This window comes from Enterobacter cloacae (genome assembly GCF_011078175.1).
In the GTDB taxonomy this organism is placed as follows: Bacteria; Pseudomonadota; Gammaproteobacteria; order Enterobacterales; family Enterobacteriaceae; genus Enterobacter; species Enterobacter cloacae_Q.
The window spans coordinates 403,200-415,270 of sequence record NZ_JAALCJ010000003.1 but is presented as its reverse complement, the minus strand read 5'-3'; the positions used below and the strand labels follow the sequence as shown (position 1 = coordinate 415,270).

Below are 12,071 nucleotides of genomic sequence, written 5' to 3'. Positions count from 1 at the left end.
TATATGAGATTATTCATTCACGAAGAAGGTTCTGTGCGTTAAACGCTTACAGAACGTTATTTTAAGCAGCACTCGCGCACTCTCTGATGCGGCGTCTGACACCATTGCTAGCTTTTAGTAAATACGTATAAAGAGGTAAGTATGAAAACAACGATGCCGACGCGCAGCGAACAAATGCGCGTTGACAATAGAGGTCAGCGAGAAAGTGACGCTGGCGGAATGGAATGAGATGAATACGCCGAAAGTGATGGCAAATGAGGAGGAGCGGGCGGCGTGATGCTCTCACCCTGGCCCTCTCCCACAGGGAGAGGGAACAAACACCAAAAACGGCAACGTGCGTTGCCGTTTTGCTTTTACTTATTCAAATCCACCTGATAAATCGCGAAGCCAATATCATCCGTCGCGACCTTTTTCATCGGATACTGCGCCTTATCTTTAATGAACGCGGCAGCCTTATCGGATGGGGAGGTTTCAAAACGAATATCCAGCGTCGTGTCGCTTTGTATCGGCGCCAGATGCCAGTTGTTATCCACGGCCGGGTGAATTTCACCCGACTTCTTTGATTCCGCACTGATCCACGCCGCCAGCACCGAGCGGTTTTCGTCCGGCGAAGCAAAAGCGATGTGGTTATCCCCCGTACCGGCAAACTTACCGCCATAGGCGCGATAATTATTGGTCACCACCAGGAAGGTGGCATTTGGATCGATCGCCTTGCCGTTAAAGGTCAGGTTTTTGATGCGCTCGGCCTGCGGGTTAATGGTCTGGCATTCGCCGTCATATTTCGCCGGTTGGGTGACGTCAATCTGATAATTCACGCCGTCGATCACGTCAAAGTTATAGGTGCGGAAGCCCTCCCAGTTAATCAGCGACTGTGGTTTACTGCTGTGCGGATCGATCTGGTTGAACTGCCCGGCAGAGCACTCCAGCCACTCCTTCACCTCTTTCCCGGTGGCTTTCACCACCACGAGCGTGTTGGGATAGAGATAAAGATCGGCGGCATTACGAAACGTCAGTTGGCCTTTTTCAACCTCTACATAGCTTGCCGGATCGTTCTTACGCCCGCCCACTTTAAATGGCGCCGCGGCAGACAGAACCGGCAGCTCTGCCAGGTCTGGATCGCCCTGAATATAGTGCTCCGCATAGGCTTTCTGCGCCATGTTGACCACCTGCACGGTCGGGTCATCCTGTACCAGGGCCAGGAAGCTGTACATGTTGTCGGCGGATTTCCCAATCGGCTTGCTGACAAATTCACGCGTCGCGTCGTGGTCATGCTTCAGGACGCCGATCAGCTTTTTATCTTCTTCAGCCAGCGATTTTTTGGCCGCTGCGTCGTAGATCGGACGCGCTTCCGCTTTCGACTGCGTGACTTTCCAGCTTCCGCTGTCGTTACTCAGTACCAGATCCACGACGCCAAGGTGGTCCCCCCACATGCCCGGCATCACCGATGGCACACCGTTGAGCGTTCCTTTTTCGATGTCCGCGCCTTTGATACCGGCGAAATCTTTACCCGGGAAGACGGCGTGGGCGTGACCAAACAGGATCGCATCCACGCCAGGTACCTGACTGAGATAGTACACTGAGTTCTCAGCCATCACCTGATACGGGTCGGCCGAGAGGCCAGAGTGCGCCACGACGACGACCACATCCGCCCCTTTCGCCCGTATCTCCGGCACGTATTTGCGCGCGGTTTCGGTAATATCGTTGACGGTCACTTTCCCGTCGAGGTTGGCTTTATCCCACGTCATGATCTGTGGCGGCACAAAACCGATATAGCCGATTTTCAGCGTCTGCTTTTTACCGTCCTGGTCGACAACCTCGGTCTCTTTAATCAGATAAGGGGTGAAGAGCGGCTTCTTCGTCTTAACGTCGATGATATTGGCGTTAACGTACGGGAATTTTGCCCCTGCCAGCGCGTCGTGCAGGTATTTCAGGCCGTAATTGAATTCGTGGTTGCCCAGGTTGCCAACCGCATAATCCAGGGTGTTCATCGCTTTATAGACAGGGTGGATCTCGCCTTTTTTCAGCCCCTTCGCCGCCATGTAGTCGCCGAGCGGACTGCCCTGAATTAGGTCCCCGTTATCGACCAGCACGCTGTTTTTCACTTCACCACGGGCGGCGTTGATCAAACTTGCCGTACGTACCAGTCCGAATTTTTCCGTAGGAGTATCTTTGTAGTAATCGAAGTCCATCATGTTGCTGTGCAGATCGGTGGTTTCCAGAATACGGAGATCCACCGTCGCCGCCTGAACGCTTGCTGCAATCAGCGTTGCCAGGAGCGTTGCGCTAAACTTAATCATCTGAGGAGTCCTTTTTACGATCCAAGCCACAAAAGAATATGTATGGAGTATTTGTTGCTTACAGAAGTGTGAATGCTGCCAGAAAAAAGGGCGCTGAAACCAGAATTGCTTCACAGATAGCGGAATTGTTCACATTACGATATAACTAAAACAATAAGTTATGCCCACTGTGTTAACGAAGAGGTGGAGAATGTTAGATAAAATTTGTCAGCTCGCACGGGATGCGGGTGATGCCATTATGCAGGTATACGACGGTGCCACACCGATGGATGTTGTCAGCAAAGCGGACGACTCCCCGGTGACGGCGGCGGATATCGCGGCGCATGCGGTGATCCTGAGAGGTTTGCAGGCCCTGACGCCGGACATTCCGGTCCTTTCTGAAGAAGCGCCCCAGAGCTGGGACGAACGTCAGCACTGGCAGCGTTACTGGCTGGTCGACCCGCTGGACGGCACGAAAGAGTTTATCAAGCGTAACGGTGAATTCACCGTCAACATCGCCCTGATTGAAAAAGGCAAAGCGGTGCTTGGCGTGGTTTACGCCCCGGTGATGAAAGTGATGTACAGCGCGGCGGAAGGTAAAGCCTGGAAGGAAGAGTGCGGCGTGCGTAAGCAGATCCAGGTGCGCGATGCCCATCCTCCGCTGGTGGTGATCAGCCGCTCGCACAGCGACAGCGAGCTGGAGGAGTACCTGCAACAGCTGGGTGAACATCAGACGACGTCGATTGGCTCGTCGCTGAAGTTCTGTCTGGTGGCGGAAGGGCAGGCGCAGCTGTACCCCCGTTTTGGGCCGACTAACGTCTGGGATACGGCGGCAGGGCATGCGGTAGCGGCCGCCGCTGGCGCGCATGTGCATGACTGGCAGGGTAAGCCGCTTGACTACACCCCGCGCGAGTCATTCCTGAATCCAGGCTTTCGGGTGTCACTTTACTGAGTCAGCAGCTTATGCAGCAGGGCAACCACCTGCTGCACCTCATCCTGCGTCAGCGCGCCGTCTTTAACCCACTGTACGCGACCGTTTTTATCCAGCACGACAATCGCTGAACTCTCTTCTTCCAGCTGCCACGCCTTACGCGTCACGCCGTTGCTGTCGACAATAAACTGCGACCACGGATAGAGCTTCTTATTGCTTTCAAGGCTTGAGCGCACAAACATCCCGGAGCCGGGAATCGCGTCGTCGGTGTTCACGATAGTGGTGGTCTGGTAACGATCGTGCGGGAGTTTTGCGGCCTTGATCGCTTCCACAAGGGTAGCGTTTTTCTCTTTAGCGGATGTACGTCCGGCAATATGTTGTACAACTCTCACTTTGCCCGCAAGCTGCGCGCTGTTCCAGGCTTTATAGCTAAACTTATCATTGTCGAGAATCAATTCCCCCCGGTCAGCAATGCCGACAGGCGGGACACGTTGCCCTTTTTCAATGTTGTGTGCGGAAGCCATTAACGGCAGCAACAGGCAAGCTGCTGCCAGGAGGTTACGTAGGGTCATGGTGTTTCCTTATTGTTAGCAGGTGATCCGACCACTTGGTCATGCGCTTTTAATCATAAGTGCGATCAATAGGCTTTTCCCGCAATCCCGATGCCAGTTTGCGGGCGAACGCACATAACTATGCAAAAACGACGGCATATACTGCGCTGTATCACGCTTTGCAAAGATTATTCTGAATAATTGTAATCAAACGGTAAATAAACTTATGCACACTGGGTAAGTACAAGGTTCTGGTCTATAGTCATTGGGCATCAAAATTTGCGCTCAGGACAGTCGGGCCGATTGTGGCACCGCAAGAGCGTATGATTCGCAGGAGATACAAGAATGAAAATTTTCCAACGCTACAACCCGCTTCAGGTGGCGAAGTACGTGAAGATCCTGTTCCGTGGACGGTTGTACATCAAGGATGTTGGCGCTTTTGAGTTCGATAAGGGCAAAATCCTTATCCCGAAAGTGAAGGACAAACAGCACTTGTCTGTGATGTCCGAAGTCAACCGTCAGGTTATGCGTCTGCAAACTGAGATGGCTTAACTAACGTGCTATGCAGTAGTAGTTAAAAAGACGGCTCCCGATGGGAGCCGTTGATGTTTGCGGCACGTATAACGGATTACGCCGACACCTTCTCTTCCGCATCTGGCAGTTTCGGCACCAGCACGGTCGGTTTGCTATCAATACGCGTTACCAGCAGCTGGTCGATGCGGTAGTTATCAATATCCACCACTTCAAACTTGAAGCCTGAGAACTTCACCGAGTCGGTACGTTTCGGGATTTTGCGCAGCATGAACATCATAAAGCCGCCAATGGTCTCGTAGTTGCCGGACTGTGGGAACTCGTCGATGTCGAGTACGCGCATGACGTCTTCAATCGGCGTACCGCCATCGATGAGCCATGAGTTCTCATCACGCTGCACAATTTGCTCTTCCAGCCCCTGGCCGACCAGATCGCCCATCAGCGTCGTCATGACATCGTTGAGGGTGATAATACCCACCACCAGCGCGTATTCGTTCATGATTACCGCGAAGTCTTCCCCGGCGGTTTTGAAACTTTCCAGCGCTTCGGAGAGCGTCAGGGTGTCCGGCACAATGAGGGTGTTGCGGATCTGCACGCCGCTGTTCAGCGCCAGGCTCTGGTTTGCCAGCACGCGGTTCAGCAGGTCTTTGGAGTCCACATAGCCGATGATATGGTCGATATCTTCGTTACAGACCAGAAACTTGGAGTGTGGATGCTGCGCCACTTTGGTCTTCAGGCTCTGCTCGTCTTCATGCAGATCGAACCAGATGATGTTTTCACGGCCGGTCATGGAGGACGGCACGGTACGGGATTCCAGTTCGAATACGTTCTCAATGAGCTCGTGTTCCTGCTTGCGCAGCACCCCTGCCAGCGCTCCGGCTTCCACCACCGCATAAATATCGTCGGAGGTGATGTCATCTTTACGCACCATTGGCAGCTTGAAGATGCGGAAGATTACGTTCGCCAGGCCGTTAAAGAACCACACCAGCGGGCGGAAGACGTACAGACAGAAGCGCATCGGGTTGATGATACGCAAAGCCACAGCTTCTGGCGCAATCATACCGATGCGTTTCGGGGTCAGGTCCGCGAATAAAATGAACAAGCCGGTCACCAGGGAGAAGGAGAGAATAAAGCTTAACTGCTCCGCCAGCTCCACGGACATGTACTTAACAAAGAGGCTATAAAACGCCGGAGAAAACGCTGCATCACCCACGATACCGCCAAGAATGGCGACCGCGTTCAGGCCAATCTGCACCACGGTAAAGAACATGCCGGGGTTTTCCTGCATTTTCAGAATGCGTGATGCGTTAATGTTGCCCTCGTCGGCGAGCAGCTTCAGTTTGATTTTACGAGAGGCAGCCAGCGAGATCTCTGATATCGAGAAAAATGCACTGACGGCAATGAGACAAAGTATTACTAAAATACTGTTTAACATAGTTTATCCGGCTTCTCGCCAGATCCTCAGAAGGGGAGTTGATACATTCGTGTGAAGACACATTGAACGTCGGCTCGTAGCGTTGAGCCGATGATTTCAGCGGTAGTATAGCGTAAAGGCGTGTAAATCTGCCAGAGGTCACGTTTTCGACAAAAAAAGCCGGACCGGCACAGGGCGGATCCGGCGAGAGGGGCTATTTCACGGTGGATAAGTGTACGCCCACAGTCAGGCGTGTGGCATCGCCGCCCCAGACCTGATCGTACTCATAGCCTGTTAGTTGTTTGATGACCACGCGGGTGTCGGTATCGCAGTCGCGATAGTCGCCACCGAGCTTCCGACGCGCGATCTCTTTAAGCAGCACTTTGTGCGTTTCGCGGGTCAGCTTAAACTTGTAGGTGGCGAAGAAGCTCACCGCCAGCAGCGCAGCGGTGGCAAAAATCATCAGACCCATTATCGCTCCCAGCGCGCTTTCAGGCTGTGCGCCACTGCCTTTCACAAAACCGGACTCCTGCAAGACCAGGCCGATCATCATGATCGCAATGGCAACGGTGCTTTTGCGAGTCAACACCATTACGCCGGCAAAAATGCCTTCACGACGCTGCTGCGTGACGATCTCGTCAATATCCGGAATAAAGCTATAAATATTCCACGGGATGTAATAGAGGCCTGAGCGGGCCGCACCCAAAAGAATAAAGACGGCGGAGAACAATAGCGTCGGCACCTCTGTTTTGGTGAGATAAACCGTAAACAGGAATGCCAGCACCAGGAAGATACAGCTATAGGAAAAGCGCAACGCGGCGGAAGGGGTCATGTTCAGCCTGTTGAGTAGCAGCATAAATCCGTACGTGCCCGGCACCGAGGCAAACGCCGCAATACTCAGCCAGCCAGAAACTGCCGCTGCATCCTGACTCAGGCAATAAACAACGTAATAGGTAAATACAGAACCAAATACGTCCATCGCGGTAAATGAAAAGATATAAATAATAATATGCAGGCGGAACGCGCGAATGCGGAAAGAGGAGAAAAGATCCAGCACCAGATATTTCAGATGATTGCCCAGCCCGCTGCTGCGCTTAGTATCGACTTTGAAGTTATACTCCTGATGCACATCTTTTGCTTCCCAGGTGCTGTACCAGGTTATAAATACCGCTATGCAAAAAACGCAGGAAAATATCAGTCCGGTAAGCGTGTAGGTAAATGAATTATCTTTACCGGTAAACTGCATAATCACTCCCGGCACCGACACCGCCAGAAAACCGCCCAGCTGCGAGCAGATCATTCGCACCCCGGACAGGCGGCTGCGCTCTTCATATCGGTTGGTCATCTCAGCAGCGAGGGTTTCCCACGGTACCAGCACCATCGCTGAAAGCAGTTCGATGGAGAGATAGGTGCCCAGGTAATACCAGTAACCCATATCAGTCACCCACAGCAGGGCATACAGGAACATTAAAGGAGAGCTAAGTAATAAGAAGAAGCGACGACGGCCAAATTTACGTCCAAGCCAGGTATCACCAAAGTTATCGGTGATATATCCCATTATTGGGCTTAATATCGCGTCAATAACGCGGGCGATTGCAAATATAGAGCCGGCTTCCACGACGGATAATCCGCAATAGGTGGTGTAAAAAAATAACAGCCAGGTGCCGATAATAGCGAAAGCGCCTCCGCCAAAGAGGTCGGTTATGCCGTAGCCAAGCGCCACGCCATAACCCACTCTGCGTTCAGTTGGTTTAACCATAATAATATCCAGTGTAGGGTAGATGTAGAGGTTGTATTTTTATTGCACTGCTGGACTACACGTGACGTTCTAATTGTTAATATCTATCCATTGTCTTAACTGAGATGACCGATAAAAAGCCTCCACAAGCTTGAGTGATTTTCCGGCGGTACGAATATCGGTAAAATCCGTACTCTCCGGGTGATGAATGGCATGATAAAAACGGCGGATCGCCTGCTGGTGTCCTAATCCCCAGTAACTTTTTGCCGTGCCATCGGGAGAGGCATCGCTTTCAAGGCGAAGCCGTTCGCCAGGCGTTATGCGCCAGAGCGTGTTGTCGTTGAGCAACAGCGAGCCGCGCTCGCAGTGGATCTCCAGCCAGAGGGGGGAATCCATGGTGTTGCAGTTGCTGGCATAAAACAGGCCGCGGGCGCCGTTGGTGAAGTGCAGCGTGGCCATCGCGCTGTCTTCTCCTTCCGTAACGTCGGCCAGTTCACCGCTGTCGACCACCCCCTTCAGCCGCGTGACGCCACCCCCGAACCACTGCATCAGATCGAGAGTATGGATCGCCTGGTTGATCAGCAGGCTTCCGCCTTCCGTAGACAGCTGACCCCGCCACGGGCTTTCCGTGTAGTACGTCCCCGATCGGGACCAGGTCAGAACCGCTTTGATACTCAGCATCTTGCCCAGCCCCCCCTGCGCCAGCTCTTTCTGAATGCGAAGGCTGCTGGGGTTGTGCCGGTTCTGGTAGCAAACGCCGAGCCTGCCGGACGCCTGCGCCGTGGCAGTGGTAATATCGGCAAGCTCGCTGCTGTTCATGCCCACCGGTTTCTCGCAAAAAACATGCTTTCCGGCGGCCAGCGCTGCCAGAATCATGTTTTTATGTTCGAAGTGTGGCGTGCAGATATGCACTACATCGATGCTGTCATCCAGCAGCATTTCCCGGTAATCCTGATAAAAGCGACATTGATAGTTCATCGCCAGCTTAAGGCCTTTGACGCTGTCGATATCGACCAGCGCGCGCAGCGCGACATTCGGGATTTGCCTCAGGGCGTTCACATGGCAACGGTGAATAGCCCCGGCACCGATAATCGCCGTGTTCAGGATATTCATGACGCCCCCTTAGTCAGCTGCGTTTGCGAGCATTTGTGCCTTCACGCATAATTCGGCCGCTTTAAAAGCATGCGCCTGAGTCATGGCATTTTCGGTGCGGTGCAGGCAGTCGAGGATCAGTTCGCCAAAGTAGGGGAATCCAACCTGCCCGGCCACCGAATAGCGGAACTCGCCCTCGTTATTGACGAGGTAGACGACATCCTGCTCCCCACGGGTGAGATCGACGTATTTACGGATCTCGATATACCCGTCCGTACCGAGCAGCGTCAGACGCCCATCGCCCCACGTTGAAAGCCCGTCAGGCGTAAACCAGTCGCAGCGGAAATAGCCGCTGGCACCGTTTTCTCCTTTGAGCATCGCGTCGCCAAAGTCTTCGAATGCGGGATACTGCGGGTGGTTAACGTTGCGCACCTGACTGGCGACCACGGTGGCGTCGCGGTTGCCGGTATAAAAGAGAAATTGCTCGATCTGGTGGCTGCCTATATCGCACAGGATGCCGCCGAAGTCGCGACGATCGTAGAACCACTCCGGGCGTCCAGTCCCTTCACGGTGCGGCCCCATGCCCAGGGTCTGCACCACGCGACCAATGGCACCCTGTTGCACCAGTTGCCCGGCAAAGACCGCACTTTCCACGTGCAGACGCTCGCTGTAGTAGACCGCGTACTTTCTCCCGGTTTTCTCTACCATCGCTTTGGCGTCGGCCAGCTGGTCAAGGGTGGTGAGCGGTGCTTTGTCCGTGAAGTAGTCTTTGCCAGCCGCCATCGCCTTCAGCCCCAGCGCGCAGCGTTCGGAGGGGATGGCCGCCCCGGCCACCAGGCGCACGTTATCATCGGCGAGAATAACGTCCAGGGAATCAGCCACCTTCACGTGCGGGTACCGCTGAACAAATGTCTCCACTTTTGCCGGATCGGGATCGCAAACCCACTTCAGCGTGGCGCCTGCTTCAATCAGGCCATTACACATTCCGTAGATATGGCCGTGGTCGAGTGCGGCGGCGGCAAATACAAATTCACCCGCCTGCACCACCGGCTGCGGTTTGCCCACCGGTGCGTAGTTCATTCCGTCATTCTTGTTCATGGTTACAGTCCTCGATCCAGATTTTTACCCAGAGGGATAGCGCCCACTTCGCTGAAGTTGGCGACGCTTGTGGATTTTTCATAAAAACGGGGGGCGAGGGCGTTCGTCCCGCCGGTACGGTAAAACGGATCGTCGCGGCCAATGGGCAGGGAGACGACGCTACGGGTAATGGCTGATTTATACATCGCGGTAATCAACTCCAGCGAGCGCTTTCCCTGCACGCCGTCCACCAGCGGGGCTGTACCGCGCTCAATGCTCTGGAGCAGGTCGTTAATCTGCCCGGTATGCAGGGTCCATTCGAGATTGGGTGTCGCCTGGAAAACGGCATTAAGTTGAGCTTCTCGCTCAAGGTCGCGGGTCTCCTGCGGGAAACCGTTATCAGCACTTACGCTGGCATAAGCCTGCCACGGGGCGGAGATACGGGCTTTATCACCCTGGATAATGATTTTCTGATCTTCCCCGTGGTGCACCACCGAGGCGGTAAGCTGCGTAAGCGCGCCGCTGGGGTATGTAAAGATAGCGGCGCTCAGGTCTTCCACTTCGGCATTGTCATGCGCCACGTTGGTCATCATCGCCACCACCTCAGACGGGAAGCCGAGCATCCACTGAATGGCGTCGATATGGTGCACCGCGTGGTTCAGCGTACAGCCGCCCCCTTCCTTTTCCCACGTGCCGCGCCACCACAGGTCGTAGTAGCAATGTCCGCGCCACCAGAAGGAATCCACCTGCGCATGGCATATTTTTCCGGCGAGGCCGGAATCCAGCGCCGCTTTTAAGCGCCAGAAGGCGTCGGTAAAACGGTTCTGGGCAATAATGGAAAGTGTTTTTCCGCTGGCCTGCTGGGCGGTAATCATCGCATCACACTCCTCCAGCGAGGCGGCCATCGGTTTTTCGCAGAGTACATGGCAGCCAGCATGAAGCGCATCAATGCCGATCTCCGCATGCACATAGGGCGGGGTGCAGACGTCAACAATATCGATGGGAAGCGCGTCCTCCAGCATCTCCTGGTGGCTGGCATATACGCGGGCGTCCGTCAGGCCATACCGCGCTTTTTTCTCTTCCGCTTTCTCCGGATAGATATCAACCAGTGCAACAATCCGGCAGCGCTGGCCAAACTGCAAATAGCCCTGAATATGGTTATGCGAGATATTCCCTGTTCCCACGATGGCGACATTTAACATCGTTTATCTCCGAAGTTACCAGGTGCCAGAGGCATCCAGCGTGATGCTGGTGCTCTCTTTAGCCACTGAGGTGCTGATACGTTGCTGGAGCAGGCGCAGGTACTGCTTTTCATTCAGCGGTAGCTCAACCCAGTCGTCAGTCCAGGTGGAGAGGTGCATGGCGTTAGAGAGGGTTAAACCGCGAATACCTTCCAGACCCGGCGCAATCAGCGGCTCGCCGCGCAGCACGGCGGCGCAGAAGTTGGCGGTGATGACGTGGTGTTCGCTGTATTCCGGGGCAACAGGGATAGAAACTTCCCAGCATTCCGGCTCACCGAAGCCATTCTGCCAGCGGGCGTTAAACTCGGTTTCTGATTCGCGCAGCCGCCAGTAGCGCAGTTTTCCTTCTTCAACGACGACTTTGCCGCGATCGCCCGCGATCTCCAGACGGTTGGTGCCCGGCGTTTCTGCAACGGTGGTGATAAACACGCCGGTTGCGCCGTTGGCGTACTCCGCATAGGCGGTGACCTCGTCTTCAACTTCAATGTCGCGATGCTTCCCGAACTGGCAAAACGCACGCAGACGAACCGGCATGCCCACCAGCCACTGCCAGAGATCGAGCTGATGCGGATCCTGATTGAGCAGCACGCCGCCGCCTTCCCCTTTCCAGGTTGCGCGCCAGCCGCCGGAATTGTAGTAACTCTGCGAGCGATACCAGTTAGTGATGATCCAGTTGGAACGGCGGATTTCGCCCAGCTCGCCGCTGTCGATCAGACATTTGACTTTCTGATACAGCGGATTGGGCCGCTGGTTATACATAATGCCGAAGACCACGTCGCACTCCCGGGCACAGGCGTTCATCTCCTGGACCTGTGCGGTATAGACGCCTGCCGGCTTCTCACACAGGGTATGGATGCCGTGGCGCATCGCCAGCATCGACAGGCGCGGGTGATCGTAATGCGGCGTGGCGACAATGACCGCATCGATAAGCCCGCTCTGGAGCATCTCCTGCGCATCACTGAACAGCGGAATGTCGCCAACCAGCTGCCGAATGGCCGGGTGCTTTTCCGTCGCGTTATCGCACACCGCCGTAAGGCAGGCGTCGCTGACGGTTCCGGCCAGTAAATAGCGCGCGTGGACCGTACCGATATTGCCTATACCAATAATGCCAAAACGTACCTTCTCCATGTCTCACCTTAATTTCAGTCAGAAAGCGTGATGACCGAAAAATAGGAAAGGCGAGCCGTAGCGACAATGTGTTTTTGTGAGAATACTCGCAA

At 54.4% G+C, this 12,071-nt stretch carries 10 protein-coding genes; 2 read left to right on the top strand and 8 right to left on the bottom strand.

Features of this window, described 5'->3' with window-relative positions:
* Positions 1-353 precede the first annotated feature (353 nt).
* Complete coding sequence (gene cpdB, locus G6Q29_RS09115) at positions 354-2,297, bottom strand: 2',3'-cyclic-nucleotide 2'-phosphodiesterase (protein ID WP_165465347.1); 1,944 nt, start codon at positions 2,295-2,297, stop codon at positions 354-356.
* 190 nt (positions 2,298-2,487) lie between these two features.
* Between cpdB and cysQ the strand changes: the two genes are divergently transcribed.
* Positions 2,488-3,228, top strand: a complete 741-nt coding sequence (cysQ, locus tag G6Q29_RS09110; protein ID WP_165465346.1) for a 3'(2'),5'-bisphosphate nucleotidase CysQ — start codon at positions 2,488-2,490, stop codon at positions 3,226-3,228.
* On the opposite strand, the gene G6Q29_RS09105 is transcribed toward cysQ, so the two are convergent.
* Positions 3,222-3,779 carry a YtfJ family protein gene (locus G6Q29_RS09105; RefSeq protein ID WP_017383934.1) on the bottom strand — a complete coding sequence of 186 codons (558 nt, stop codon included), beginning with the start codon at positions 3,777-3,779 and terminating at the stop codon, positions 3,222-3,224. The genes cysQ and G6Q29_RS09105 overlap by 7 nt on opposite strands.
* Before the next feature lie 324 nt (positions 3,780-4,103).
* Between G6Q29_RS09105 and G6Q29_RS09100 the strand changes: the two genes are divergently transcribed.
* Positions 4,104-4,310: a DUF1107 domain-containing protein gene (locus G6Q29_RS09100; RefSeq protein ID WP_003856054.1), complete on the top strand. Its 207-nt coding sequence runs from the start codon at positions 4,104-4,106 to the stop codon at positions 4,308-4,310.
* 76 nt (positions 4,311-4,386) lie between these two features.
* Here G6Q29_RS09100 and G6Q29_RS09095 read toward each other — a convergent pair whose 3' ends face one another.
* The 6 genes from G6Q29_RS09095 to G6Q29_RS09070 all read right to left on the bottom strand — a co-directional run bounded on the left by G6Q29_RS09095 (position 4,387) and on the right by G6Q29_RS09070 (position 11,979).
* Complete coding sequence (locus G6Q29_RS09095; protein ID WP_006810357.1) at positions 4,387-5,724, bottom strand: hemolysin family protein; 1,338 nt, start codon at positions 5,722-5,724, stop codon at positions 4,387-4,389.
* Positions 5,725-5,917: 193 nt separating this feature from the next.
* Positions 5,918-7,462: an MFS transporter gene (locus G6Q29_RS09090; RefSeq protein WP_165465345.1), complete on the bottom strand. Its 1,545-nt coding sequence runs from the start codon at positions 7,460-7,462 to the stop codon at positions 5,918-5,920.
* Between the two features lie 69 nt (positions 7,463-7,531).
* The gene (locus G6Q29_RS09085) at positions 7,532-8,554 is read right to left on the bottom strand and encodes a Gfo/Idh/MocA family protein (protein WP_165465344.1); all 1,023 of its coding nucleotides are present in this window, start codon (positions 8,552-8,554) and stop codon (positions 7,532-7,534) included.
* A 9-nt stretch (positions 8,555-8,563) separates the two neighbouring features.
* Positions 8,564-9,631, bottom strand: a complete 1,068-nt coding sequence (locus G6Q29_RS09080) for a Gfo/Idh/MocA family protein (RefSeq protein ID WP_165465343.1) — start codon at positions 9,629-9,631, stop codon at positions 8,564-8,566.
* Positions 9,632-9,633: 2 nt separating this feature from the next.
* Positions 9,634-10,812, bottom strand: a complete 1,179-nt coding sequence (locus tag G6Q29_RS09075) for a Gfo/Idh/MocA family protein (RefSeq protein ID WP_165465342.1) — start codon at positions 10,810-10,812, stop codon at positions 9,634-9,636.
* A gap of 15 nt (positions 10,813-10,827) precedes the next feature.
* Positions 10,828-11,979 carry a Gfo/Idh/MocA family protein gene (locus G6Q29_RS09070; protein WP_165465341.1) on the bottom strand — a complete coding sequence of 384 codons (1,152 nt, stop codon included), beginning with the start codon at positions 11,977-11,979 and terminating at the stop codon, positions 10,828-10,830.
* Positions 11,980-12,071: the final 92 nt, after the last annotated feature.

What these genes read in the sequence shown, in the direction of transcription:
- cpdB (WP_165465347.1), bottom strand. Translation starts at nt 2,297, where the DNA reads ATGATTAAGTTTAGCGCAACGCTCCTGGCAACGCTGATTGCAGCAAGC.
- cysQ (WP_165465346.1), top strand. Translation starts at nt 2,488, where the DNA reads ATGTTAGATAAAATTTGTCAGCTCGCACGGGATGCGGGTGATGCCATT.
- G6Q29_RS09105 (WP_017383934.1), bottom strand. Translation starts at nt 3,779, where the DNA reads ATGACCCTACGTAACCTCCTGGCAGCAGCTTGCCTGTTGCTGCCGTTA.
- G6Q29_RS09100 (WP_003856054.1), top strand. Translation starts at nt 4,104, where the DNA reads ATGAAAATTTTCCAACGCTACAACCCGCTTCAGGTGGCGAAGTACGTG.
- G6Q29_RS09095 (WP_006810357.1), bottom strand. Translation starts at nt 5,724, where the DNA reads ATGTTAAACAGTATTTTAGTAATACTTTGTCTCATTGCCGTCAGTGCA.
- G6Q29_RS09090 (WP_165465345.1), bottom strand. Translation starts at nt 7,462, where the DNA reads ATGGTTAAACCAACTGAACGCAGAGTGGGTTATGGCGTGGCGCTTGGC.
- G6Q29_RS09085 (WP_165465344.1), bottom strand. Translation starts at nt 8,554, where the DNA reads ATGAATATCCTGAACACGGCGATTATCGGTGCCGGGGCTATTCACCGT.
- G6Q29_RS09080 (WP_165465343.1), bottom strand. Translation starts at nt 9,631, where the DNA reads ATGAACAAGAATGACGGAATGAACTACGCACCGGTGGGCAAACCGCAG.
- G6Q29_RS09075 (WP_165465342.1), bottom strand. Translation starts at nt 10,812, where the DNA reads ATGTTAAATGTCGCCATCGTGGGAACAGGGAATATCTCGCATAACCAT.
- G6Q29_RS09070 (WP_165465341.1), bottom strand. Translation starts at nt 11,979, where the DNA reads ATGGAGAAGGTACGTTTTGGCATTATTGGTATAGGCAATATCGGTACG.